We start from the raw sequence: 24,933 nt of genomic DNA on the forward strand, positions 1-24,933 counted from the left end.
ATGTTAAAAACTGGAGCTTCATAAAATTTCATAGTGTTTAAATGAAGATAAAACGCCGTAAAGCACGGTGGATATGTGATAGAATGATTGAAAGAATTTCAAAAAAAGTTTGTCGAAATTTTTCGCTGTTTTATTTAGTGGAAAACCTGAAATTATCGTACAAATTATCTTGGAGTGTTGTAAATGAATAATGTAGTTAAAGGAATTATCGCGCTAATTATTTCGTCACTCGGCTTCAGTCTGATGTCCTTTTTCGTCAAATATGCAGGCGATTTGCCAACTGTACAAAAAACGTTTTTTAGAAATTTCATCTCTATGCTGATTGCACTGGCACTCGTTTTGTATCACAAAGAAAGCCTATTTGGGAAACGGGAAAACCAGGGCTGGCTGCTGCTCCGATCCGGACTCGGTCTGGCCGGTGTGCTTTTAAACTTCTTTACAATCGACCGAATGGTTTTAAGCGATGCCGATATTCTGAATAAGCTGAGTCCATTCTTTACTATAATACTTTGTGCCATATTTTTAAAAGAATACATCCGGAAATTCCAGCTGATTTCTATAATTGTTGCTCTGGCCGGTGCTGTATTCATTATTAAACCGTCATTCTCGAGCGATACATACTTTGCCCTGCTCGGCGTGCTGGGTGCAATATTCGCAGCCGGTGCCTATACCGTACTCCGCGTGTTGGGCAGCCGTGAAAAATTTTATACCGTTGTATTTTATTTCTCATTCTTCTCGACCGTGGCATTGCTGCCGTTTTTCATCTACCAATTTGAACCGATGACAGCAAGCCAGTTTTGGATGCTTATACTATCTGGTATATTTGCCGCAATTGGCCAGTTCGGACTGACCATCGCATACAGTTATGCGCCTGCTAAAGAAATATCGATTTTCTTCTATTCGACAATACTCTTTACAGCACTGCTCAGTATTATCTTCTTCAATCAAGTCCCTGATATGCTGTCCATACTCGGCTATATCATCATCTTTGCAGCAAGTTACTACATGTACATGAAAAACCGTCCCCGGAAACTTAAAGTTGCCGGAAAAAAATAAGGTTTTGTTATCCTCAGCTCCCGACTGGAGCTGGGGATTTTTTGTTTGGACTGCGCTTGGGGGGGCGCGCGGGCGACGTCGTGATTTTGACCACGTCATCCAAAGGCGCGCGGGCGACGTCGTGATTTTGACCACGTCATCCAAAGGCGCGCGGGCGACGTCGTGATTTTGACCACGTCATCCAAAGGCGCGCGGGCGACGTCGTGATTTTGACCACGTCATCCAAAGGCGCGCGGGCGACGTCGTGATTTTGACCACGTCATCCAAAGGCGCGCGGGTGACGTCGTGATTTTGACCACGTCATCCGAAGGCGTGCGGGTGACGTCGTGATTTTGACCACGTCATCCAAAGGCGCGCGGGTGACGTCGTGATTTTGACCACGTCATCCGAAGGCGCGCGGGCGACGTCGTGATTTTGACCACGTCATCCGAAGGCGCGCCCAGCCCGCCGCAATGGCCACAGACAAAACAAAAATGCCGGGACTCTTGTCCCGGCTGTCACGCCCTCTGTGCTTATACGCTCTGACCGTCGACACCGTGTTCCTGGATTTCCTCCAGGAAGTACGGGCAGTAGTGTTTCAGCTTGTAGTTACCGACGCCTTGTATGTGCATCATATCCTGTTTCGACTGCGGCATCTTCTTAGCAAATTCTTTTAGAATCTGGTCGGTAAAGATTGCATCTTCATCGAGTTTATATTTATCCGCCAGATTTTTACGGGTGCTGAGCAGTTTATCGTACAGCACTTCGTTTGGCGATGAGTCTGTTGAAACGTTAACTCTTTCGTTGTAGTGCTTGCGGTAAGGGACTGTATACAGTTTGACTTTCCGCTTCAGAATATCAAAACTTTTCTCAACAAGGTGCATCTTATAGCCTGAATAGTGAACGTATCCCCGCATAATCAGTTCTTCGACGAGGTGGTTCACATCGCTCGTACGGTAGGAGTCCAGCACGCCGAAGCGTTCCTGGCCTTCCAGCCCTCTGGCAAGTATATTATCGGCATTCTCGCCGCGGAGTACTTGAATCACGAGTTCTTTTGACAGCTTGCCGTCGTTTTCCTGGATCAATTCCAAAATCAGCCTTGCTTCTGTGGTCATCGGTTCTGTCCGTTCATTAGACAGACAGCTCGAACATTGACCGCATGCTTCGACGTATTCGTCGCGATTAAAGTACTTAACAATAAAACTGCTCAAACATTTGCTCGTCTTGTTATACTGCAGCATCAGATCGAGTTTTTCACGCATATGATCCTTATACTGATCGGAGGCGTTTGAGCGGTCGATAAAGAATTGCTGTAAATTCACATCGCGCTGGGTCGACAGCAAAATACAGTCACTTGGCTGGCCGTCACGGCCGGCACGCCCGATTTCCTGATAGTAGCTCTCGATATCGCCCGGTAAGTTAAAATGAATAATATAACGAATATCCGGTTTATCAATCCCCATACCAAACGCATTAGTCGCGATAACGATTTTCACTTCGTCCGCTACAAATTTCTGCTGGTTGTCATTCCGTTCTTTTTTACCCAGTCCGCCGTGGTAAATGACGTTTTCTACATCATTGTCTGTTAAATAAGTCGACAGCTTCTCAACTTCTGCCCGTGTCGAAACGTAAATAATACCGGATGCAGCCGGCCGTTCCTGAATGTAAGACAAGATAAACTGCTCGCGCTGATAAGTGCCATTGACCGCCAGTTTTAAGTTGTCCCGTTTGACGCTCGTCTTAAATACTGTATCGTCTTCAATGTTCAGCAGTTCCTGAATATTTTCTTCCACTTCCTCCGTCGCTGTCGCTGTTACAGCAATGATCTGCACATCAGGCAGCAGTGCTTGTAAGTTTGGAATAATACTCTGATAGCTCGGTCTGAAGTCGTGTCCCCATTTAGAAATACAATGCGCTTCATCAAACGCAACAAGCGATATTTTTGCGTGGCGCACCGCTGTTTTAAATTCATCATTATTAAAGCGTTCAGGTGCCACGTATAAAAATTGCAGTTCTCCTCGTACCAGCTGTCCCATTACATCATTCAAGTCGCTTTTTGTCATCGTCGAGTTAATACACTCTGCACGAATGCCGCGGCGTTTTAATGAGTCGACCTGGTCGAGCATTAAAGAAATCAGCGGTGAAATAACCAGCGTTGTACCTTCGAACATCAGGCCGGGAATTTGATAACATAATGATTTACCCGAACCCGTCGGTAAAATGCCGAGGGCGTTCCGTCCGTCTAATATATTTTCTATAATTTCCTGCTGGCCGTATCTGAATTTATCGTATCCAAAATATTCTTTTAAGATGGCTTCCATAAAATATCATTCCTATATTTATGTATGTCGTTCTTATATAATTTATCTGCTATATTATACATTATTTTTATTAATGTTTGTTGTATTTTGTGTTAATAATCCATAGAAAAGATCCCCTGTCAGCCATTTACTCTAGTAAGAGTCCGCTTAAACAGGAGATCTAGTATAATTGTGTAATCTTTACATTTTCTCTTTTACAAGTTCTTTTGAAATTTTATAATCGATCGCTTTAAACAGACTATTCACCCATAAGTAATAGCCGTATGTTTCTGCGTGCGCGTCATCGATATCAATCGTCTGAAACTTAATTTTTGACCCGCGGCGCTTCTGGCCGAGTTTGTGCATATGATAACTTGGAATCGTACCGATATGCGTCAATGATGTTTCTGCATCGAAATCGTTCAGTGCAATAACCGGTAATTGATCGTTCAAGTAGACTCCGCCGAGAATACCCGGGTTTACGCAGTCTTCCCCAGCGAATTCAATCATCTGTCCGTCGACAGACAGCTGGATGCGGTTGTCTTCCTGTGTCACAGTATACTCACGCTCTTCTAACTGCTCGTATACTTCGTCCGGCACATCAGGACGTTTAACAATATGGTAAATATCAGATAAGTAAACTTCGACCAGCGAGTAAATGCCGATACCCCAGCTGACTTTTCTTTTATTGCTCATCATATGGAAAATTTCATCGTGGAGTGCCGTATAATTACGGCGCATTGTCACTTCATCTCCAGATTTCAAGACGTTAGATTTCTCTACTGCTATACCGCCGGCAACAGCAAGGTACAGTCTGCTGCCGCGCGTCGATTCTCTAAACGATAAAACATCTCCGCGGTCCATATGGTAAATGCGGTTCGGCTCAATTTTTTCTCCATTGACCTGACCTTTAAAATCTCCGCCGGAGTAAGCGATAATCGTCGGCTCTGTAAATTGAATAACACCCGGCTGACCTGACATTTCAAGCGTCGGCTCCTCGACGTCATTGCCGACCAGTTTATTCGCCAGCATCGGAGACAGACTGTCTACCGCACCGTTGTATTCATTATTCTGCTGTTCTGTGCTCGTCTGTTTTTTGACGGTTTGCATAATCGTTAACAAACCGGCATCTTGTATAATTAAGCTCATATTATTTTCCCTCACTGACACTGTCAAGCATTGGTTCTACTATAGAAATGATATAATTTGCCGGTTCGATTGTATTCTCATTTTCCATCACTTCGACCGGATCATAGTAAAAACTGACTGTATTTTTCGTAAACGCCACTTCCCCGATATATGGATTATTTACTTTCAGCGCTTCTTGATCGTATTGTGCTTTAATGTTTTTAATGACCGACGCATCGTCCTGATACGTAATCACTTTATCTCCGTTTGTAAATATCATAAGTCCACTCCTCTTATCGGTAAAAGAATTCCAATTCGCCGGCAACGTAATCTGTAAAGCTGCCCATGGCGATGCCAAAAACAATAATCGCTGCAATAACGCCGACAAAACCTATAGCAATTCCGACGATTTTTATATCGTTTTTTAACAGATAAGTAACGATTAAATGCGTTACTATAACGATTGCAACAATCAGTAATATTAAAAATAATGTAAACATAAGCCACCTCATTCCAGGAGTGTGATTGCCACACATTCTCTCACGCTGTTAATCATATAAATCTCAATCTGACCCTGCGCGTATCTATGACGTAAATCTTTAAGCCTTATATTCTCTTCAGTTATTTTACCATCATCGATGAGCGCCTGTCTCATCACACCATTTAAAATGCCTGTTGCTAAAGGCGGTGTGTAATAACGTCCCGCTTCCATAACAACGATGCTGCCGATATTAAACTCGGTAATATCTAAGTCATCATTATAATATAAAACGACATCAGAATCATTTGTTTTACCGGCATAGTGATGTCTCACTGTCGTTTTATTGCCGATAAAGTCCGCTGCACCGACCATCGGACGGTTAAAAATCCGGCCCGTGGTCAGCTTTCTGTTGTCCATCAGCGGTTCAGCAGTGAGATTCATCTCACCTTCTTTATTTACTGTTGCACGCAGTTTAAAGATGCCCTGCTGTAAATGATTGTCTTCAATGTATATTTGTATGTTCCGCTTAAAATCAGGCATTTTAAATTCGAAATGGCCAGCACTGTTTTTCAAACGGTCCGCATGATAATCAAGGCGTTTCACTATACCCTCTTCAAGCCGCATCGTTTCAATTAATTCATACTGACTCTGTTTTAAAAACGATGTCTTATGAAGGATCTCTTCGAATTCAGAAGCCGGAATAGAATCGTAAGTAATCCCCCCGCCTGCACCGTATATATAACGTCCATCTTCAATCACCAGGGTGCGGATCGGCACGTTAAAAATCATCGACTGGTCGGGATATAGCATGCCGAGTGCGCCGCAGTAAAAGCCCCGCGGTGTTTTTTCAAGCGTCTCGATTAAATGCATCGTCATCTGTTTCGGCGCGCCAGTAATCGAGCCGCATGGGAACAATGCATCAAAAGTATCATTTAATGTCACGTCTTCCCGTAAATTCGCCTGCACTGTAGAAATCATTTGATATACCGTCTGATACTTTTCAATAGTAAACAGTTTTTCTGCCTGAACGGAATCCGGCTGAGCCAGTTTAGATATGTCATTTCTTAAAAGGTCGACGATCATGACATTTTCTGCCTGATCTTTTTTTGAATGCCTTAAAAATTCATAGCTTTCTTTATCTTTTTTAGGATCTTCAAATCTCGGCGCTGTCCCTTTCATGGGCTTGGTCGAAATTGTCCTGGCAGCATCCACTTCAAAGAAGAGTTCCGGCGACAGGCTGACAATTTGTTTATCCTTATCATCGATATATATCGCGTAATCCCCGTTGTTCTCAGTACTCAGCTGCAGGAAGAGCTGATGACTGTCACCTTTAAAATCACCGGACAATCTCGTCGTATAGTTCACCTGATATGTATGGCCGTCCAGTATATAATTTCTGACCTGCTCAATATTATTTTCAATCTCTTCACGCGTTTCGCTGAGTTCAGGTTCACTCATCCGATATGACTGCGGTCTGTCGCCACCTAAAAATTCCCGGTATGACACCGGCGCTTCGAATACACCGATAATATAATCGTCCTTTTCATATGTCACACCCATAACAACGTAACGGCCTGCGGCCTGATGTGCCTCTGCCGACTGCATCGCTTCATTAAAAGGTGTGTCTGCAGTAATGACTTCAAGCGGATCGGTAAAGTACAGACTTTCTATCACACCATTTTTCTTAAACTTTGTATGAGCTCTCATGACTGGCCTCCACTGCAATTCTAATAAAGTTGTTGAGCTGCGCTCTGCCCGCTTCAGACAGTATTGCTTCAGGATGATACTGTACACCAAAGACAGGGTAATTCTTATGTTCGATTGCCATATTAATGCCGTCCTCAGTCCGCCCGATGATATTAAATGCATCTGCTTCGCCGAAACATGTCAATGAATGATAACGGCAGCCGGCTAAAGGTGACGGCAAATCTTTGTAAATACCCCGGCCATTATGAAACACATCAAAAGCATGGCCATGTACCGGACGCTCGCCGCGGCTGACTTCACCGCCTGCTAAATGCCACAGCATCTGGTGACCGAGACAAATACCTAAAACCGGCAGTTTCTTATAATACTTACCGATAAAGTCCAGCACCTCCGGCCGGTCTTTCGGATGTGACGGACCAGGTGAAATAATAATACCGATAATATTAAATTCTTCTATTAAGTCATCACTCAGCTGGTCCGGTGTGACCACTTTAATACCCGCCTGATATGGATTGCTCTCGATATAATGCACGAGATTATATGTAAATGAATCGTAATTGTCTATCATTAATAAATTCACTGGACTGCTCCCTGTAAGTAATTTATTTAATAATATCATATACAATTCAATTTCAATAACACAATAGGTACAGAGGAGGATGAAAACCGGAGGCCTATCATGTAGACTTGAGAGTAAAGAAATAAATATCGTGATTTAGTTAGAAGGGTGATCTATGTCTAAGGGGAAGTCCAGAATCTGGACGAAAGATTTTATTATTATTGTTATCGCGAACTTTTTTATTTTTACATCATTTCAAATGACACTCCCGACACTGCCGCTGTACGTTCAGGAAATCGGTTCAAATGAAACCTGGGTCGGTATCATCGTCGGGATTTTCACTTTCTCCGCTTTGTTAATCCGGCCTTTTGGAGGAAAGATGCTCGATACGACGGGACGTGCGCCCGTATTTATTACCGGTCTCGCTATTCTCGTTATCTCCTTATACTCGCTCGCTGTCAGTACGACGATATTAATCCTTGTCGCCGTGCGTATTGTCCAGGGTATCGGCTGGGGACTGTCGAATACAGCTTCCGGTACAATCGCTTCAGATTTAGTTCCGAAAGACCGTCGGGGAGAAGGCCTCGGATTTTTCGGCTTGAGCGGTAACCTCGCACTCGCTATCGGGCCTGCTCTCGGGTTGTTTTTAGTAAATCATATCGAATTCTCGACTTTATTTATCATCTGCGGATCGCTTACCTTAATTGCTTTGCTGCTCGCTTTAAATGTTAAGTACGTTAAAGCCGAACCGCTGACACAAGCAGAAATTGAAGAGGATGAATTAAACACTTCCCGCTTTAATTTCTTTGAAAAAAGAGCGCTGCCTGCATCGGCGCTGCTCTTCTTCATTACCTTTACATTCGGAGGCATCGCGACATTCTTACCTGCCTATACTTTCCAGCAGGGCTTCGCGCCTCACTATATTCAAATTTATTTCGTGCTCTATGCTTTAGCACTCGTAACGACGAGATTTTTTGCCGGCCGCATATACGACCGTCGCGGTCTCGCAATTGTGTTTATACCGGGCAGCCTATTAATTATTGCCGGACTGACTCTGCTCGCCATCTTAAACAGCCCGGTCTATCTATTTGTCGGTGCGATTTTGTACGGTCTGGGTTTTGGGACCGTTCAGCCGGCGCTTCAGGCCTCAGCGATAAATACCACACCGCCGAGAAAACGCGGCATGGCTAATGCGACTTTCTTTTCAGCCTTTGATTTAGGTGTCGGCCTTGGGGCCATGACTTTTGGCCTCGTCGCACAGTACGACGATTACAATATGATTTACTGGGTCAGCGCAGCCAGCGGATGCTTATCGTTAGTACTCTTCTTTATTTTGCGAAGTGCGAGAAAAATTGTATAAATATTTGTCACATATGTTTAAATCCTCTAATAAAAGGTAATGTATTAAAATAGAACACAGCATTTATATATTATTTAGGAGGTAATAAGAATGGGTTGGTTATGGACAATTATTGTAGGCGGTATTTTAGGCTGGCTTGCGGGCTTAATCGTAAGTAAAGATATCCCATTTGGTATTATCGGTAATGTTTTAGCAGGTATCATTGGCGGATCAATCGGTAACGCACTTGGTTTAGACTTTGGTCCAACGATTGGCGGCATGAGTGTCATTGGTACACTAGTCGGTGCAATTATCTTAATTCTTGTTGTATCATTCATCTTTGGAATGTTAAAAGGCAACAAAAAAGCATAAATCAATGATTTTAATCTGAAGCGGAATCCTGATATGGATTCCGCTTTTTTTGCTGTGATTTTGAGCAAGATCACCTGGAAATTCGCAATCTTGCTCACTTTTCATCATATTATGAGCAAGGTCACCTGGAATTTCACAACCTTGCTCACTTTTCGTCACATTATGAGCAAGGTCACCTGGAATTTCACAACCTTGCTCACTTTTCGTCATATTATGAGCAAGGTCTCCTGAAAATTCACAACCTTGCTCACTTTTCGTCATATTATGAGCAAGGTCTCCTGAAAATTCACAACCTTGCTCACCCTCCATCACATTATGAGCAAGGTCACCTGAAAATTCGCAACCTTGCTCACTTTTCGTCACATAATGAGCAAGACCACCTAAAAATCCACAACCTTGCTCACTTTTCATCACATTATGAGCAAGGTCTCCTAAATATTCACAACCCTGCTCACTTTTCATGACATTATGAGCAAGGTCACCTCTAATTTCACAACCCTGCTCACCCGCCACCACTCAGACAAACAAAAATCGCCACATCAAACGTAATGATGTGGCGGGCTGGAGTATTCAGCTATATATTTTCTTGAATTCTTCTATAACAATGATTTCTTCTTCATTAAATATTAGTCCTACTGTGTCGTATTCTGGTATAAAGAACTCTAAATGTGCCTGTCTCCAGTATGCTAAAGTCCTGTCACCTTCGCCTTCTTTATATGCAATAGTTTCGTCAACATCTTTAAATGCAACAGTATAAACTTTAGTCGTTTCTATTACGCACACTGCTTCCTCTGAAGTGTTCAAAACTATACTGACTTCACCCATTTCTGGCAGCGGTTCAGCATCCGCTTCATATAATTTCAAACCGCTGCATGTTAAGGTTTTTCTGCCGCTGACAACCAGCTCGGCGAGTTCATCCGGTTCTGCCCCAAATGCCCAAGCGGTATATTTCATTTCTTTATAGTCCGGATATTTATCTGTAAATTCATTCCAGTACTGTTCTGCATTCATGTCTGATCATCCCATCTGCATATTATACATCGTGCTGTAATTTCTTCCGAGTGCAATCAGTTCCTTGTGGTTGCCCTGTTCTTTAATTTCACCATTTTCCAGTAAAATAATCTGATCTGCATGCTGAATCGTCGACAACCTGTGCGCAATAATAAAGGTCGTCCGGTTTTTAGAGACTACGTTCATGGCGTATTGAATCAGCTGCTCTGTTTCTGAGTCGATGTTGCTGGTTGCTTCATCTAAGACAAGCACTTTCGGATTAAATGCCAGTGCTCTCGCGAATGATATGAGCTGGCGTTCGCCGAGAGACAGTGTCGCGCCCCGCTCTGCGAGCTCGGTATGAATGCCGTCTGACAGCCGGTCGAGGAGCGGGCCGGCACCGACATCTTCCAGCGCCTTTAATACTTCTGCTTCACTAATATTTTCATTGTTCAGCCGCACGTTATACATGAGCGTGCCGCTGTATATAAACGGATCCTGCAGTACGATCGACATAAACTGCCTGATATTTTGTTTATCGATTGTTTTTGTATTTTGATCATCAAAGTAAATAGCTCCGTCTGATGGATCGTAAAATCGCATCAGCAGATTAATAATCGAACTTTTGCCGGAACCGGTATGGCCGACTAAAGCAACAGTATCCCCCTGCACGGCTTCTATATTAATATTTTTTAAGACATCTCTTTTACCGTCATAAGAAAAATTCACATTGCGGAAGGAAATATTCCCGTTAAATGAAGACAGTTTGCCGTCTTCTTTTTCTTCAGGCTGAGATTCTAGCATTTCAAATACTTTATTTGCCGCCACTCTTGCTGTTTCAAAAATGCTGAGCTGTCCGATAATGTTAAACAGCGGGTTGAAGAAGCGCGTAATATAGTCGACCAGCAAATACATAACACCGACGGTTAGAGCTGTCGAATCACTTAAGAATGTCGCTGCAAATATATAGACAAGTATGGCAAAGACGATGGAACGAATCGTATTTGCCAAATTTTCCCCGCTTAAACTTTCAAGTTTTACAAGGCCTTTGGCACTGTCGTAATATTCATCATTAATTTTCTCAAATTCGTCTCTGATTTGCTCTTCACGGTTGAATACTTGAATAATCGGCATGCCGTTAATTGATTCATTGATCATCGCATTCATATCGCTGTTTCTTTCCCGTTTAATATGATTATTTTCATTAGAGTATTTTTTATATAATATTCCCCATATGAGAATTACCGGAATAAAGAGAAGCATTACTATCCCTGTCCAAAAATGAACGTAGAAGACGATAGCTGTAATGCTGAAAATCGTTAAGATACTGACCATGAACATCGGAATTACCGATGCAAATAACTGTAAAATAGACTCGGTATCGTTCGTAATCCGGGCGACCACTTTGCCAGCCGGTAAATTATCAAAGTAACGAATCGGCAAAGACTGCACGTGTTTAAAAACGTCGTGCCGCATTTGCTGGATGGCTTTAGTTCCGGCACATACGAGTACAATCTGGGCAAAGTAGCTGACGACCGCATGCAGCAGCTTTATCGTTAAAAATAGTCCGATTAAATAGAGAATCGGTCTGAGAAGTATATTCCCCTCGCCTAGTTTAATATGATTATCGAGTATCGATGCTGCAATCAGCGGACCGGCAAGTTCAAAGCCCACCATAAGAATCATCAGCATAATACCGCCTAAAAACATCAATTTATATTGTTTGATATAGGGTAAAAGTTTTAACATCTCTTTCATTCCGAGTCACCCCCTGTGAGGAAATAATCATTTTGTTCTCCGTACCAGCCGCGCCCTTTAGACAGCATGTCATGCGTCCCTTCTTCAACAATTTTCCCTTTGTCGAGAACGATAATTTTATCGGCATGATGCACTGCAGATAAACGGTGCGTAATAATAATTGTCGTTTTGCCAGTACGGTTTTCTTTAATATGATTAATAATCCGCTGCTCTGTTCTAGCGTCGACAGCACTGAGTGCGTCGTCCAAAATTAAAATATCCGGCGACTTAATCAGACTTCTGGCGATGGAAATCCTCTGTTTCTGACCGCCGCTTAAAGACACACCTTTTTCTCCGACCAGCGTATCGAGTCCGTCAGGCATACGTTTTAAATCCTCATCGAAGGCGCTGAGTCTAATTGCTTCGTCCAGCTCTCGCGGACTGGCATCCGGTTTTCCAAAGAGAATATTTTCTCTGACTGTCTTAGAAAATAAAATATTTTCCTGGGAAACGTAACCGAGCTTATCCCGCAATTTCTTACGGTCCAGGGTCGAAATATTTAAACCGTCGATGATTAAATTTCCTGTCCCTTCCGGATAGATTTTTAAGAGCTGCTTGATAAAGGTCGATTTACCGCTTCCGGTTTTACCGACGATGCCGAGTGTTTCTCCCTTATTTAATTCAAGCGTAATATTTTCTAAGCTGTTGTATTCTCCCGATGGATATTTAAATGTGACATCATCAAAATTAAAAAGTGTCCCGTTAATTTCCTGATCTCCCGAATCATTTAAGTCATCACTTTCATCCAGTACGCCCTGAATTCTGTCATAGGATGCGTTGCCACGTTCCATAATATTAAACAGCATACCGAGCGCAAACATGGGCCAGATCAGCATATTTAAATAGACGTTAAATGTAATCAGCTCGCCGACAGTAATCACGCCGTTGTTGACAAGTACCGCCCCATATCCAAACGAAATGGCGATACTCAGCGAGACGACGATAATGGTCAGCGGCTGGAAGAAAGCATCCAGCTGCTCGACTTTCATAAATTTCTTTAAATAATTATCCGTTAATTTGTGGAATCGTTTGTTTTCAGCGCTCTCCTGCACGTAACTTCTCGTTAAACGCACACCTTCCACGACTTCCAGCACCGCATCGTTCATTACGCCGAACGCTTCCTGAGAAGCCTTATGCCGTGTGTTGATCATCTTACCGAGCCGGGATTCTACCACCGCTAAAAGTGGCAGCGGCAGGAGCGCAAAAATTGTCAGCGGCCAGCTGATAGTAATCCCCATGACTAAAATAATCGTCAGTAAAAATGTTGTCGCATCGAGCAGAGTAATAATACCAAAACCCGTTGCCATATTAACCGTCTTTAAATCATTTGTTGCTTTCGCCATTAAATCACCGGTCTTGCTGCGTTCATAAAAACCCGGCGACAAAAGTAGAAACTTACGCATCAGTCTGCTGCGCAAAATCGATTCAATTTTAATGGCCCCTTCAAACAGTAAATAGCCCCACCAATAACTCACAACGTAAGTCGAAATAATTACACCGATAAAAATCAGTAAAATATTACGGGTCATCGCTGCGGTCAGTTCTCCGTTGTTAATTAAATCAATCGTCCGTCCGATCAGCTGAGGCGGTATAATATCCAGCAGGTTAGCAAGCATTAAGAAGATAACAATTAAGATATACCGCTTTTTATTCGAAACAATATACCAGCTGATTTTCTTGATGTAATCTAACATAATTCACCTTTTTCCCAAAGTCCCCTTTGAATGATTTGAATTGAACATCATTTATCCCCTCAAAAAACGAAAAAAGCGCGCACTATTATTGTGCACGCTTAAAAATTGCATAAAAATAGAGAGGACATACCTCTCCATTTTCAAATATATCTTATTTAGAATAATTTATAATTGTGAAAGTAGAGAGGTACGGATATTTGTTTTTGAAATTGCATTTTTTTGAGTTTGCTGTAATAATTTCATAATGCCTTACCTCCTGTTCATATTTTTGTCACAACACAAGCATAAATTATCTTTTTACAATTTGCAAGCAGAATTTTCGAATAATTTAAAAATTATAAAGTAAAGGCAATCTTGCCCATCATGCCGGCATTTTCGAGATAATCAAATGCCTCTTTGTAATCTTCGAGTTTAAATGTCTTATCCATTACCGGTTTAATGTTGTGTTTTTCGATAAAATCAATCATTTCGTGAAGCTCTTCAGTACTCGCCATCGTTGAGCCGAGCAGATTGAACTGACCGTAGAAAAACTTGCGCAGATCAAAGTCCACAGTATCCCCTGCAGACGCACCGAAAGCGACCAAAGTACCGCCGCGTTTAAGCTGGTCCAGAGACTGATTAAACGTTGCCGCACCGACACTTTCAATAACGAGATCGACCTTTTCACCGCCGAGCTGCTCACCCCAGTCCGCTTCGGAATCAAGCGCTTTATCAGCACCGAGTTTCAGCGCTTCTTGACGTTTTTCTTCTGAACGCGAAGTAACATAGACTGTTGCCCCGGCAGCCTTAGCAAACTGCAAAAGATAAGTCCCTGCACCGCCTGTTGCACCTGGAATCAGCACTGTCTGTCCGGCTTTAAGCTGTCCTCTCGTAAACATCGCACGGTAGGCAGTCATCGCAGATAAGGCGAGCACTCCCGCTTCTTCCCAGTTTAAATGTTCAGGCTTCGCAACAGCATTTTCTTGAGGGATGGTAATGTACTCTGCGAAGGTGCCGTTGAACGGAAAGCCGGTAATTTCAAAACCTTCCGGCGGCACCGCGCTGTTTTTCTCCCAGCCGAGTGACGGATTGATAATGACTTCGTCGCCAATTTCCACGTTCTTAACGTTAGCACCAATCTGGTCAACAACCCCTGCACCGTCGGAACCAAGCACAATCGGCGGATCGTTTTCACCGTGCCTGTTCGGGATAAATAAGTCTCTGTGATTTAATCCTGCTGTTTTTAATTTAACGATGACCTCATCGTCTCCCATTTTATCCTGTTCCACTTCACCGAATTTAATACCTTCAAGACTCTGTACGCCTTCATGATATACAGCTTTCATTAAAAATAACCCCCTCGTAAGATTTACTTTGCCGGTTTAACAGTTACGCCGCCAGCTTCACTTTCCAACGTCCAGTTTGCAGACAGAATATTCTCTAAATCTTTCTGCTGGTTTTCATCGAGTTCAAGTCCTGAGATGACAAATTCATCGACCTGGTAATCTTCATCAGCAAATTTGCCGAACTTCATTTTAATTAAGTTTTTAAGACCATTGAAAGTAAGGAACTTCACTTTGTAGCCGTCGTTTACAATAGCCTCAAAGTCAGCATTTTTGCTCAGCTTCACTAAAGCATCAAAATCCATATTCTCTTTAACTGCCTTGAATTCCTCAAGATCATTTGCTTTAATATTTTCAATAATTTTATCGTTGCTTATGCCATTTCCTCTCAAAGTTTCAATCGCATAAGCTTCCATTAACGTAATCGATTCCATCTGTGTGCCTCCTAAAATAATGTTACCGCTATTGTATCATTTAGAGAGTTTTATGAAACGGTAAATAGCTTGGGATAAGTATTCGTTTGCGAACGTATGCGAGTGCTTCATCGGGACGATAATGGGTATGCACACATAATTAATATTGTATAATGTAATAAAACACTCGTAGATATTTACACCAAAATGACTTCAGGGAGGTTTTCATATGATATTTAAAAGCTACATAGATTTCTGGAAACGCACTTTTGATTTCAGCGGAAGATCGACCCGTTCTGACTTCTGGGTACCTTTTCTGATTCATATTTTTATCTTTCTTTTTGTTTTTTACTTTAGTGCAGTTATACAAATTCCGCTTGCGAGGTATGTGGTACTGCTGACAATGGTGCCTTCTATTACGATCACAGCAAGACGGCTGCATGATACAAACCGGACAATGCTGTTCGCGGTTCTGTTTCCAATCAGTGCGGTTGCTGCACCTTACGGTTTAGTTGCCGGTTTTATCGGAATTTTTGCCTGGCACGGTACTGACGGCGATACAACTGTTGGCATCGTATTAGTCATCAGTATTTTATGTCTCGTTTTTGGAACGATTATTTTCATTTACTGTTTAATTCTGTTCGTCCTGCCCGGTGATAAAGAACCAAATAAATACGGTTCAGGCGGCAGCTGTTTAACATCTAATTCAAATAAATAAACTCACAAAGATATCGGTCTAATCCCTATTTGTCGCGGATTTTCATGTGCGAATCCAGTACATAATTCTTTAGTTTTCTGAAAATTGTGATAAAATTAATCTAAAAGACACTACTATTTTAAGAAGGGAGAGGAAACAATGCCGAAAGTTTCATCGTCGAGATTATTGTTCTTTACAATGCTAATCTTTGTATTGGCGTTGGCAGCATGCGGCAATGATGATAGTACTTCAGAAGAAGCAACGACGGATGAATCAGAGACTGCAACAGAAGAATCAGCTGACGACTCGGAAACTGCAACGGAAGAAAGTGCTGAAACTGAACCAAAAGTAACTGAGTTTGAACCAGCATTTCCAGAACAAACAAGAGCGCCTAAAGTAGAAACTGAAACAGAATTGAATGTGGAGGTTGTTGCTGAGGGTCTTGATGTGTCCTGGGGTATGGAAGAGTTTGATACGAACCGTTTGCTTGTTACACAAAGGGACTCCGCAGAACTTCTTATTTTAAACCTTGAAGATGGTTCTGTTTCAGATCCAATCGAAGGTACACCGGAAGTAAATAACGAAGATCAGGGTGGTTTACTTGATGTAACCATTGCACCTGATTTCGACGAATCAAGGCTAGTGTTTATGACTTTTTCCGAAGATAAGGACGATGGTACTTTAACTGCTGTCGGTAAAGGCGTGTTATCAGAAGATGAGACCTCACTTGAAGATTTTGAAGTTATCTTCGAGGCAGAACCAGCCTATGATGGCACCTTACACTATGGCGGGCGTATTATATTTGATGAAGATGGCAACCTGTTCTTAACAACTGGCGAACGCTCAGATGATCCAATTCGCGAACGTGCACAGGACTTAGATGCTTATTTAGGTAAAGTCATTCACATTACACAGGACGGGGAACCAGTAGATTCGAATCCATTTATTGAAGATGAAGACGCACTTGATGGTATATACAGCTACGGTCACCGTAATATTCAAGGTGTGGACTTCAACCCTGAAACGGGAGACTTATGGATTGTTGAGTTCGGGCCACAGGCCGGGGATGAATTGAATATTATTGAACCGGGTTCTAACTATGGATGGCCGACTGTGTCTTACGGTATCGAGTACAGCGGTGAATTAATCAATGATGGTATTTCAGAACACGAAGCGCAGGGCTTTGTTGAACCAGTATATTACTGGGATCCAACGAGTGCACCAAGCGGTATGTCATTCTATGATAGCGACGCCATTCCTGAATGGGAGAACAACCTGTTTATCGGCGGTCTGGCGCCAAACTATATTGTACGGGTCGTCATTGAAGACGACATGATTGTTGGGGAAGAACGTCTGTTAACTGACGAAGGCCAACGTTTCCGCGATATTCTTGTAACTGAAGACGGCGCGCTTGTTGCAGCTACTGATGGCGGTATGATTTATAAGGTTACTGCAGCAGGTGAATAATTAAAGTTTCAAAAACACCGGAGCAAATCTCTATTTGCTCCGGTTTCTTTATTGTTTAGTATTTAAAATCCTCTGCAGTAACCTCTTCCCCTGCAGCCAGCATCACTGCGAGTTTCAGCCTCGCTTTTTTACTGTCGTAAGTGCCGCCGTTCACTGCACCGTCTTTTTCAAATTGCGAAATACCACCGGAAAAGTCATAGGCTACCTTTACATCGCCGTCATCGGAAGCGGAAGTAATAACAACCTTAATTCCCGCATCGACCGCTCTTCTCACTCCTGCAGCAACGAGGTCATTTGCATGCCCCCGTCCCATTGTTTCAATAACAAGTCCCTCGACTTCATGGTCAATTGCGCAATCGATAAATTTCGCATCAGTACCCAAAGCACATTTAATAATATCGACTTCGGGCAATTCTCCTTGAACTTTATATGTACTGTTATGTGCCGGATACTGATAAATTTTTACATCATGGCCATCCACCGTTCCAAGGTATCCTGTGCCTCCGCCGCCAAAACCGTCGACGTTCATCGCGTTCACTTTTTTTACAAATCTCGGCATAAATACTTTCGAATTAAATAAGACACTGACACCGATTTTTGCCGCTCCTTCATCTGCTGCCAGTGTAATAGCATCCTGCAGATTGGCATAAGCATCGGTCCCAATCAGCTCCGGTCCGCGCTGTGATCCTGTGACGACGACTGCTTTCCCTGCCGGTATAACCTGACTTAGAAAATAAGACGTTTCTTCAAGCGTGTCAGTACCGTGTGTAAGTACGATGCCATCCACATCGTCGTCATTGACCGCTTCCAGAACAGCGTCTTTTATCGTTATCAGATTTTCAAAAGTAATGGCACTGCTTGAGACTTTAATAATCTCCTCTACGCTGATGCGGATATCATCGTGTAAATCCAATTTTCCCGCCAGTTCCTCTCCTGTTATCAAGCCGGTTTGCTGGAGTCCTGTAACAGGATCGCGTTTGCTGGCAATCGTTCCTCCTGTTGTCAGCAGTTTAATATGTGGCATAATCATTCCCCTTTTTATGTAAACTTAAAATCATTTACAGTATAACAATAACCAAGCAGCGTCTCTATAAAGAATATTTCATCAAGTCTACTCCTAAATAAAGTTTGAGGCATCTCCAAAAATTATTGAAGATGCCCGTTTTTAAGTTTAATTAGCTTTCTCTTCTTTCAAATCTTTCGCAATACCAATTCCTGTATATCCTAGAATAATAGCAAAGATAAATCCAACGTAGCAGAGCACGGCCCAAGGGGCATAACTTAAGGTTGGTATGCCGAGTGTTCCTGCCATAAATACTCCTGCAGATGACCAGGGGATTAAAGGAACGATAACTGTTCCTGAGTCCTCAAGTGTTCTTGACAGATTTTTTGCAGCAAGATTTTTCATTTTATAAGTATCTTTGAACATTTCTCCCGGGACGATTATAGACAGGTAAGAGTTACCTGTTACTAATGCCATAGTCAGACAGGATAAGACGGTTGTTAATATTAAATCTCCCGTACGTTTAACGAATTTAAGAAGATATTCTATAATGACTTCCAAGGCACCTGATTTTGTCATAATTCCTGCGAAGGCAAATGCCGAGAAGGCGATTAAAATCACACTTGTCATAGACTGCATGCCGCCCTGATGTACTAAATCCAGCACTTCTGGTATGACAGAAGAGGCTTCGAATCCATTTTTGTTAACCATGCTGACATCAAAGCCGCTAACTGCAGATGCAAATACATCTTTTAAGCTGAATCCTTGTATAAACATTCCCAAAACTCCTGCCAGCACTGAAGAGAATATAATGACCGGCAATGTAGGATATTTTTTTACAGCTCCGAATAATATAAGAGCAGGCGGTAATAATAATAGTATATTCCAGTTAAACATAGTATTTAAAGTTGTCAGCATCGCAGTCATCGTTTCCGGTGCTGTAACTTCTTTGTCAGCAATACTTAATCCTGCGATTAAATAAATAACCATCGATACAATAGCTGCCGGAACTGTCGTCCATAACATATGCTTAATATGTTCATACAATCCACTTCCAGCAGCAATCGGAGCAAGATTTGTTGTGTCGGATAAAGGAGATAATTTATCTCCAAAATATGCACCTGCAACTATCGCCCCGGCAGTAGCCGGAAGATTGGCTTCGAGGCCTGTCGCAATTCCCATCAAAGCGACACCAACTGTTCCGACTGACCCCCATGATGTTCCCGTGACTATAGATATAATGGCAGAAACGACAAAGGCAATTAAAACTATGAATGTCGGATTAATCAGTTCCAGCCCGTAGTATATTAACATTGGAATAGTGCCGGATATCATCCAGGTACCAATTAAAATCCCGATGGATATGAGGATCAGAATGGCAGGCATAGCCAGGCTCACTTTTTCCTGTATTCCTTTCATCATATCTTCCCATGAAAATCCAAGACGAAGAGCAATAAATCCTGCATATACGGAAGAAAGTATAAGCAGCGGTTCAGGGTTTAATCCGAATACTCCAAAACCGATTGCCAGCAACAGCAGCATTACGGCAATAGGTGAAAATGCTTCAAATAAATTTGGTTTTCTTTTCATATATGTACGCTCTCCCCTATTCAAAAGTCCCTTTTACGAGTAAATTGCCGTTCTCAATCATATGCTTTCCTTTCGCAAATACATGTTCAATTTCAAAGGTATCTTTCGACAGCACTAATAAGTCAGCATCACTTCCTTCTTGAATCACACCTTTGCCTTCGAGTTTCAGGGCCTCTGCAGTGTTGGCTGTCACCAGCCTCAAAGTTTCTTCCAAAGATAATTCTCCCGCTTTAATCGTTTCAATAACCTGATTAAATAGGGTGCGCGTACTAGCGACCCCAAAGCCGATCAGTTTTCCTTCTTCATTAAATTTAGGCAGACTGCCGTTGCCATCAGAGGATATAGTCAGTTTACTTAAATCACCCTGGTTCTTTTTATAATAGGAGATCCATTCGTAAGTCGTGTCATCAGCGGTAATATCGACAAATGCGCCCCTTGCTGCCAGTCTGATGGCATCATCAAATAATTCCCTGCTTCTAGTTATATGAGTCACATGGAGATTCGATGCAGGCAGTTCGTATTCATCCAGCAGCTGGTGAAGTATTGATAAATATCCTTTTCCGGGACCTGTATGGAAGTGAGTAATTCCCGCCTTGCCGCTTAACATGCCGCCTACTCTGGTTTGACCGGCAATTTTTGCAAGTTCATGTACACTTGGCTGGCCGGATCTCGAATCAGATATTGCAATTTCGGCAGTACCGATTACTTTATCGATTAAAATTGCATCATCCTTTACATTGTCAGTAAAAGTCGGTGTCGGCACATCATAATTACCGGTATATATATATGTAGAAATCCCTTCGATTTCCAAACCCCGGGCTTTAGCAAGGAGAGAAGTCAAATGCCGCGTAGTCCCGTCTGTTCCGATCAGACCGGCCGCCGAAGTAATACCCGACTGAATTAAATCACTGATTTGAATTTCCGGAGTGCGGGTCGCAAATCCGCCCTCACCTCCGCCTCCAAGGAAATGTACATGAGGATCGATAAAACCCGGTGTGACAAGAGCACCTTCGGCGTCAATGATTTTATAGTCAATCCCAAGGCTGGATACTGCGTCCTCATCGATATCTCCAATTTTTGAAATTTTACCGTTAATCACTAAGACTGACTGCTTGCCGATAAAGTCCGGAGCATAAAGCTCTGCATTTTTAATTAAAGTAATCATAAAACCATCCTTTTTAGTATGAATAATTAGAAAATTTTAAAAACATAATCTTATACTAAATCTGTAATTGTATATAGTCAACAAAATGTAAAAAGTCCCTGTTTGGTGAAAACCAGCAGGAACTTCTTGAATTACTTATTTATGCAGAATAGCATTTCTTCTTATAGATTCAAAATCTGGCCTCTTACATTTTTAATAAGAAGCATTTAATTTTAACTGCTTATGCATCCGTGACAGCATCAGTGTAAATATTAAGGCGATGACTGCAACAACAAAGATAACCGTCATGACTGTCGATACCCCGTACATATCTGCGATTTTACCTAAAACCGGTGCAAAGACTCCGCCTGCACTGACCGATAAGCCGAGAGTGACACCTGATGCCAGGCCGACTCTGTTCGGCAGATATTGCTGTCCCAGCACAACGAGTGAACTGTACGGCATAAAAATTAAAAATCCTGCTGCGATTATCATCAGTGCCGAGAGTGCAAACGATTCTGTAACAGAGAGGATAAACAGTACCGGTACAACTCCTGTAAAGCTGTAGCGGATTACTTTTAAGTAACCTAAACTGTCTGCGATTCTTCCTCCAAAGAGTGTACCCGCTGATGTCGAGATCAGGAAGATACTTAAGAGTATATTCCCCGATTCATTGGACTGGAGAATAATCGTAATCCAGAACAGCGGAATAAAGGTGTTCAAACTTATAAAGACAATGGAACGAGTAATCAGCACAACGCTTAAAAGCGAGAATGGTTTCCACTGGTCTTTCGGAAGTACCTGAGCTGTGGCTGCAGAAGAAACAGGTGCTTTTTGCCCTGCCGGTTCACTGGTGACTTTCCAAATAATTAAACTCATAATCAGCGACGGGATAATTAAAATTATCAAACCCTGCAAATCCCACAGCATGAGCGTGACAGTAGCGACAATGGGTCCGAGTGCAAAGCCCAAAGTACCGCCCAAAGAAAATATGCTCATATCCGATGCTTTGTTTTTTCCTGCATTCAAAGTCACGGTCTTTGCTGCTTCCGGGTGAAACAGTGCTGTTCCAAGCCCGCTGATCATAATGGCAGCAAAAATTGCCCAGTAGTTATCTAAAAATCCAATAACCGCGAGCCCTGAGCTGCCGAGGATTAAGCCTAAAGGCACCATCCATTTTTTAGATATAATATCTGAATATATACCAATAAAAGGCTGAGAGACTGACGAGACGATATTTGCTGCAAATATGAGGGCCGCTGCCGCTGTATATGTAAAATCATAAGCAAAAATTAAAAAAGGCAGCAGAGCAGGCAGAATGCCTGAGTTCATATCACAAAATAAATGACCTGCTGCCATAGAGTATGTTTTTCTATTGGCTGATTTAAACACTGTATCCCCTTCGTTTCTTCTTTATTTTTGGTATTTCTCCAGATGCCTGAGCGTTTTTTCATACTCCTGTTTTTGACATACAGACAGATTACCTTCTTCCAGCCTGTCTTTAGCTGCTTGTATATTTCTCTCAAGCTTTTCCTGATTGAGACTATCTACATACTCTTTTTCTTTTCCCCCGGTCAGTCTGGAAATTATTCCGCCTAAAATATTTATATTTTTCTGCTTCATAAAACCACCCCGCTTATATTATATCAGTCCGATATCTCCCTTATCGATGTTTGCAGTCAGCACATCGATAAAATTCTGAGCTGCTTTAGACAGACGATGATCTTTCAGCCAGATTAAACCAATATCACCCGATAGCTGTTCGGAATCTGCAATTTTGTGAATATGCACCGGATACTCCTTGTAAAGATGAAGGAGAGATTCCGGCACAATCGAAACACCAAAATCAGTGGACACAAGCTCCATCATCAGCTTCAGATCGGAAAACTCCGCAATAATTTCCGGCTGTATTTTAGCTTTGGAGAATGCTTCATGGATGGAATAATACACACCCAGTCCTTCGATACTAGGCAGGACGAGCGGATAGCGGCTCACTTCTTCAAGTGTAGCATCTCCTGTAAACAGTTTTTTCTCTTTAGAAGTGATAACGTAAAACGGTTCGCTGTGCAGATGCTGCAGTGTAAATTCATCTATTTCAAGCGGCAGGCGGACGATTGCCATTTCTATTTCGCGCTGTTTCAAAAGATAGCAGAGCAGGGATGATTCATTCTGCTGAATTTTATATTTTATTTTTGGATACATGCTTCTGTACTGATGAAATACTTCATTTAAATTGCCTAAGGAAAAAGTATTAATACCGACTGCGAGCCTGCCGTCTACTCCTCCCCCGACATCTGCAACTTCATTTTTAGCCTCTTCCATCATCTGTGTAATTTGAATTGCGTATTTATATAAAGTTTTACCCGCTTCAGTCAGCTCTAAAAATTTCCCGCTCCTTTCAAACAGTTGCTCACCGAGCGATGCTTCCATATTTTTCAGCTGCTGGCTGAGCGGCGGCTGGGACATATAAAGCTTCTTTGCTGCTGCTGATATCTGTTTCTCTTCTGCGATAACGATAAAATACCGTAATTGCCGAATGTCCATAAATTCACCTCAAGTATATGAAAAAAGTTATTTTAAGTAATTTTATTAATATTTTATGTATATCATGTCTAATGGTATCATAAGTATTACTATATGAATAATATGAAATTCGGGAGGATAAGAATTGGGTAAAATATATAATAAAAATACTTTTCTGCTGCTTTTTGTCATTGCTGCCATTTCACTAAACCTCCGTCTCGGCATTACATCAGTCGGTCCTCTAATGGATTCGATTCGCACTTCCTTATCACTCTCCAATGCACAAGCCAGTCTTCTTACGACTGTTCCAGTTCTTTGCATGGGGATTTTTGCGTCACTAGCCACTGTACTTAATAAAAAATACGGTTCTAAATTTACTTTGATACTTATGCTGGCAGTGCTCGGTCTTGCTACTGCGCTCCGCGGTTTTCTGCCGGGCTTCTCAACGCTCTTAATCACTGCCTTTCTAATCGGTCTTGCTATTGCAGTACTCGGGCCGACAATGTCTGCTGTGATTAAAAAATATTTCCCGGGGCACGCGGCTATCGCAATTGGGATCTCAACCTTCTTTATGAGTATGGGGTCGGCTGCCAGTGCAGCCCTTACAGGCATTTTCTTCGAAGTTTCAGACTCTTACATGTTCGCCCTCGCGATTTGGGCAGTGTTTGGTTTATTCGGAGTTCTGGTTGTTGCTTTTGTCTTAAGAACAGGTGCCAGCAGCACGCTGCCTAAACAAAATGTTACTGAAGTGAAGTACAACTTCCCTTCTCCATGGAAACAGTTTACACCATATCTGTTCATGCTGTTCTACGCACTGCAGGCGGCTCTCTACTTCTCGACAATTACATGGCTTGTGCCGATGTCAGTGGAAAACGGTATGACGATGATTCAGGGCGGTATGCTCTTAAGCGCAGTCATGTCTGTACAGGTTATCTTCAACCTGCTGCTGCCGATAATGATGGAGAAATATCCGGCACGCAGAAACTGGATTTATTTCATTCTCGTATCAGGAACTATCGCAACCCTGCTATTCTGGACAGGGGACCACACCTTGATGTGGATCGGCGCCTTTATGATGGGTATTCCGCTCGGTGGACTGTACTCTGCAGCACTGATGCTGCCGCTCGATGAAACTGTAACAGCAGACGGAGCGAATTCATGGACAGCCATGATGCAGACCGGCGGCTGTATTCTCGGCGGACTGTTCCCGTTTGTAATCGGCTTTATATACGATGGAACACAGAACCATAATTACACGATGTCTATACTGCTGGCAATTTATGCCTCTGCCTTTATTCTGATTACAATCATCGGTAATAAAAAAGAGAAAAACTATGATGACTATATAGTAAAACCTTCTGACAATTAAGTC

The 24,933-nt window shown here is 42.4% G+C and carries 24 protein-coding genes; 6 read left to right on the plus strand and 18 right to left on the minus strand.

The genetic code is table 11. From position 1 onward, the window contains the following. Positions 1-183: 183 nt before the first annotated feature. Positions 184-1,056: a DMT family transporter gene (locus IEU81_RS05380; protein ID WP_092596959.1), complete on the plus strand. Its 873-nt coding sequence runs from the start codon at positions 184-186 to the stop codon at positions 1,054-1,056. 512 nt (positions 1,057-1,568) lie between these two features. Here the strand turns inward: IEU81_RS05380 and recQ are convergent. The 6 genes from recQ to IEU81_RS05410 form a co-directional block, all read right to left on the minus strand. Then, entirely contained in the window at positions 1,569-3,356 is a 1,788-nt protein-coding gene (recQ, locus tag IEU81_RS05385; protein WP_092596957.1) for a DNA helicase RecQ, read from the minus strand. A 180-nt stretch (positions 3,357-3,536) separates the two neighbouring features. Then, positions 3,537-4,484, minus strand: coding sequence for a 5-oxoprolinase subunit C family protein (locus tag IEU81_RS05390; protein WP_092596954.1), 948 nt, complete (start codon positions 4,482-4,484; stop codon positions 3,537-3,539). A gap of 1 nt (position 4,485) precedes the next feature. Next, positions 4,486-4,743, minus strand: coding sequence for a hypothetical protein (locus tag IEU81_RS05395; protein ID WP_186090595.1), 258 nt, complete (start codon positions 4,741-4,743; stop codon positions 4,486-4,488). 13 nt (positions 4,744-4,756) lie between these two features. Further along, the gene (locus IEU81_RS05400; protein WP_092596948.1) at positions 4,757-4,963 is read right to left on the minus strand and encodes a hypothetical protein; all 207 of its coding nucleotides are present in this window, start codon (positions 4,961-4,963) and stop codon (positions 4,757-4,759) included. Positions 4,964-4,971: 8 nt separating this feature from the next. Next, positions 4,972-6,651: an aminodeoxychorismate synthase component I gene (gene pabB, locus IEU81_RS05405; RefSeq protein ID WP_186090597.1), complete on the minus strand. Its 1,680-nt coding sequence runs from the start codon at positions 6,649-6,651 to the stop codon at positions 4,972-4,974. Then, positions 6,629-7,231: an anthranilate synthase component II gene (locus IEU81_RS05410; RefSeq protein WP_176760601.1), complete on the minus strand. Its 603-nt coding sequence runs from the start codon at positions 7,229-7,231 to the stop codon at positions 6,629-6,631. Before IEU81_RS05410 ends, pabB begins: the two co-directional genes overlap by 23 nt. A gap of 154 nt (positions 7,232-7,385) precedes the next feature. On the opposite strand from IEU81_RS05410, the gene IEU81_RS05415 reads away from it, so the two are divergent. Both IEU81_RS05415 and IEU81_RS05420 read left to right on the plus strand, forming a co-directional pair. Further along, positions 7,386-8,570, plus strand: a complete 1,185-nt coding sequence (locus IEU81_RS05415; RefSeq protein WP_186090598.1) for an MFS transporter — start codon at positions 7,386-7,388, stop codon at positions 8,568-8,570. Positions 8,571-8,660: 90 nt separating this feature from the next. Further along, the gene (locus IEU81_RS05420; RefSeq protein WP_092596936.1) at positions 8,661-8,921 is read left to right on the plus strand and encodes a GlsB/YeaQ/YmgE family stress response membrane protein; all 261 of its coding nucleotides are present in this window, start codon (positions 8,661-8,663) and stop codon (positions 8,919-8,921) included. Here the strand turns inward: IEU81_RS05420 and IEU81_RS05425 are convergent. The 6 genes from IEU81_RS05425 to IEU81_RS05450 form a co-directional block, all read right to left on the minus strand. Further along, positions 8,898-9,383, minus strand: a complete 486-nt coding sequence (locus tag IEU81_RS05425) for a hypothetical protein (protein ID WP_186090600.1) — start codon at positions 9,381-9,383, stop codon at positions 8,898-8,900. The genes IEU81_RS05420 and IEU81_RS05425 overlap by 24 nt on opposite strands. A 108-nt stretch (positions 9,384-9,491) precedes the next feature. Next, on the minus strand, positions 9,492-9,932 hold the full coding sequence (locus tag IEU81_RS05430) for an ASCH domain-containing protein (RefSeq protein WP_186090602.1): 441 nt from the start codon (positions 9,930-9,932) through the stop codon (positions 9,492-9,494). Between the two features lie 6 nt (positions 9,933-9,938). Continuing rightward, positions 9,939-11,669 (minus strand): ABC transporter ATP-binding protein, encoded by a 1,731-nt coding sequence (locus IEU81_RS05435; protein WP_186090603.1) that lies wholly within the window; start codon positions 11,667-11,669, stop codon positions 9,939-9,941. Beyond that, on the minus strand, positions 11,666-13,402 hold the full coding sequence (locus IEU81_RS05440; RefSeq protein WP_092596927.1) for an ABC transporter ATP-binding protein: 1,737 nt from the start codon (positions 13,400-13,402) through the stop codon (positions 11,666-11,668). Before IEU81_RS05440 ends, IEU81_RS05435 begins: the two co-directional genes overlap by 4 nt. 335 nt (positions 13,403-13,737) lie before the next feature. Next, the gene (locus tag IEU81_RS05445; protein ID WP_186090605.1) at positions 13,738-14,727 is read right to left on the minus strand and encodes a zinc-binding dehydrogenase; all 990 of its coding nucleotides are present in this window, start codon (positions 14,725-14,727) and stop codon (positions 13,738-13,740) included. A gap of 23 nt (positions 14,728-14,750) precedes the next feature. After that, positions 14,751-15,158, minus strand: coding sequence for a hypothetical protein (locus IEU81_RS05450; RefSeq protein ID WP_092596921.1), 408 nt, complete (start codon positions 15,156-15,158; stop codon positions 14,751-14,753). A gap of 208 nt (positions 15,159-15,366) precedes the next feature. Here IEU81_RS05450 and IEU81_RS05455 point away from each other — a divergent pair, with 208 nt between their 5' ends. Together IEU81_RS05455 and IEU81_RS05460 are read left to right on the plus strand one after the other, a co-directional pair. Beyond that, complete coding sequence (locus IEU81_RS05455; RefSeq protein ID WP_186090607.1) at positions 15,367-15,855, plus strand: DUF805 domain-containing protein; 489 nt, start codon at positions 15,367-15,369, stop codon at positions 15,853-15,855. A 138-nt stretch (positions 15,856-15,993) separates the two neighbouring features. Further along, entirely contained in the window at positions 15,994-17,301 is a 1,308-nt protein-coding gene (locus IEU81_RS05460) for a PQQ-dependent sugar dehydrogenase (RefSeq protein WP_186090609.1), read from the plus strand. A gap of 55 nt (positions 17,302-17,356) precedes the next feature. Here IEU81_RS05460 and IEU81_RS05465 read toward each other — a convergent pair whose 3' ends face one another. From IEU81_RS05465 to IEU81_RS05490, 6 genes are all read right to left on the minus strand, one after another. After that, positions 17,357-18,325: an asparaginase gene (locus IEU81_RS05465; protein WP_231957181.1), complete on the minus strand. Its 969-nt coding sequence runs from the start codon at positions 18,323-18,325 to the stop codon at positions 17,357-17,359. A gap of 147 nt (positions 18,326-18,472) precedes the next feature. Next, a complete protein-coding gene (gene nhaC, locus IEU81_RS05470; protein WP_186090613.1) occupies positions 18,473-19,894 on the minus strand; it encodes a Na+/H+ antiporter NhaC in 1,422 nt (473 codons plus the stop codon). Between the two features lie 16 nt (positions 19,895-19,910). After that, positions 19,911-21,059, minus strand: a complete 1,149-nt coding sequence (iadA, locus tag IEU81_RS05475) for a beta-aspartyl-peptidase (protein ID WP_186090614.1) — start codon at positions 21,057-21,059, stop codon at positions 19,911-19,913. A 192-nt stretch (positions 21,060-21,251) separates the two neighbouring features. Continuing rightward, positions 21,252-22,430 carry an MFS transporter gene (locus IEU81_RS05480; RefSeq protein ID WP_186090615.1) on the minus strand — a complete coding sequence of 393 codons (1,179 nt, stop codon included), beginning with the start codon at positions 22,428-22,430 and terminating at the stop codon, positions 21,252-21,254. Between the two features lie 21 nt (positions 22,431-22,451). Next, positions 22,452-22,661, minus strand: a complete 210-nt coding sequence (locus IEU81_RS05485; protein ID WP_186090617.1) for a hypothetical protein — start codon at positions 22,659-22,661, stop codon at positions 22,452-22,454. A gap of 18 nt (positions 22,662-22,679) precedes the next feature. After that, positions 22,680-23,582 (minus strand): LysR family transcriptional regulator, encoded by a 903-nt coding sequence (locus tag IEU81_RS05490; protein WP_186090619.1) that lies wholly within the window; start codon positions 23,580-23,582, stop codon positions 22,680-22,682. Between the two features lie 124 nt (positions 23,583-23,706). Here IEU81_RS05490 and IEU81_RS05495 point away from each other — a divergent pair, with 124 nt between their 5' ends. Next, on the plus strand, positions 23,707-24,930 hold the full coding sequence (locus IEU81_RS05495) for an MFS transporter (protein ID WP_186090621.1): 1,224 nt from the start codon (positions 23,707-23,709) through the stop codon (positions 24,928-24,930). The last annotated feature ends 3 nt before the right edge of the window (positions 24,931-24,933 follow it).

Origin of the sequence: Jeotgalicoccus aerolatus (assembly GCF_014635205.1) — a bacterium.
In the GTDB taxonomy this organism is placed as follows: Bacteria; Bacillota; Bacilli; order Staphylococcales; family Salinicoccaceae; genus Jeotgalicoccus; species Jeotgalicoccus aerolatus.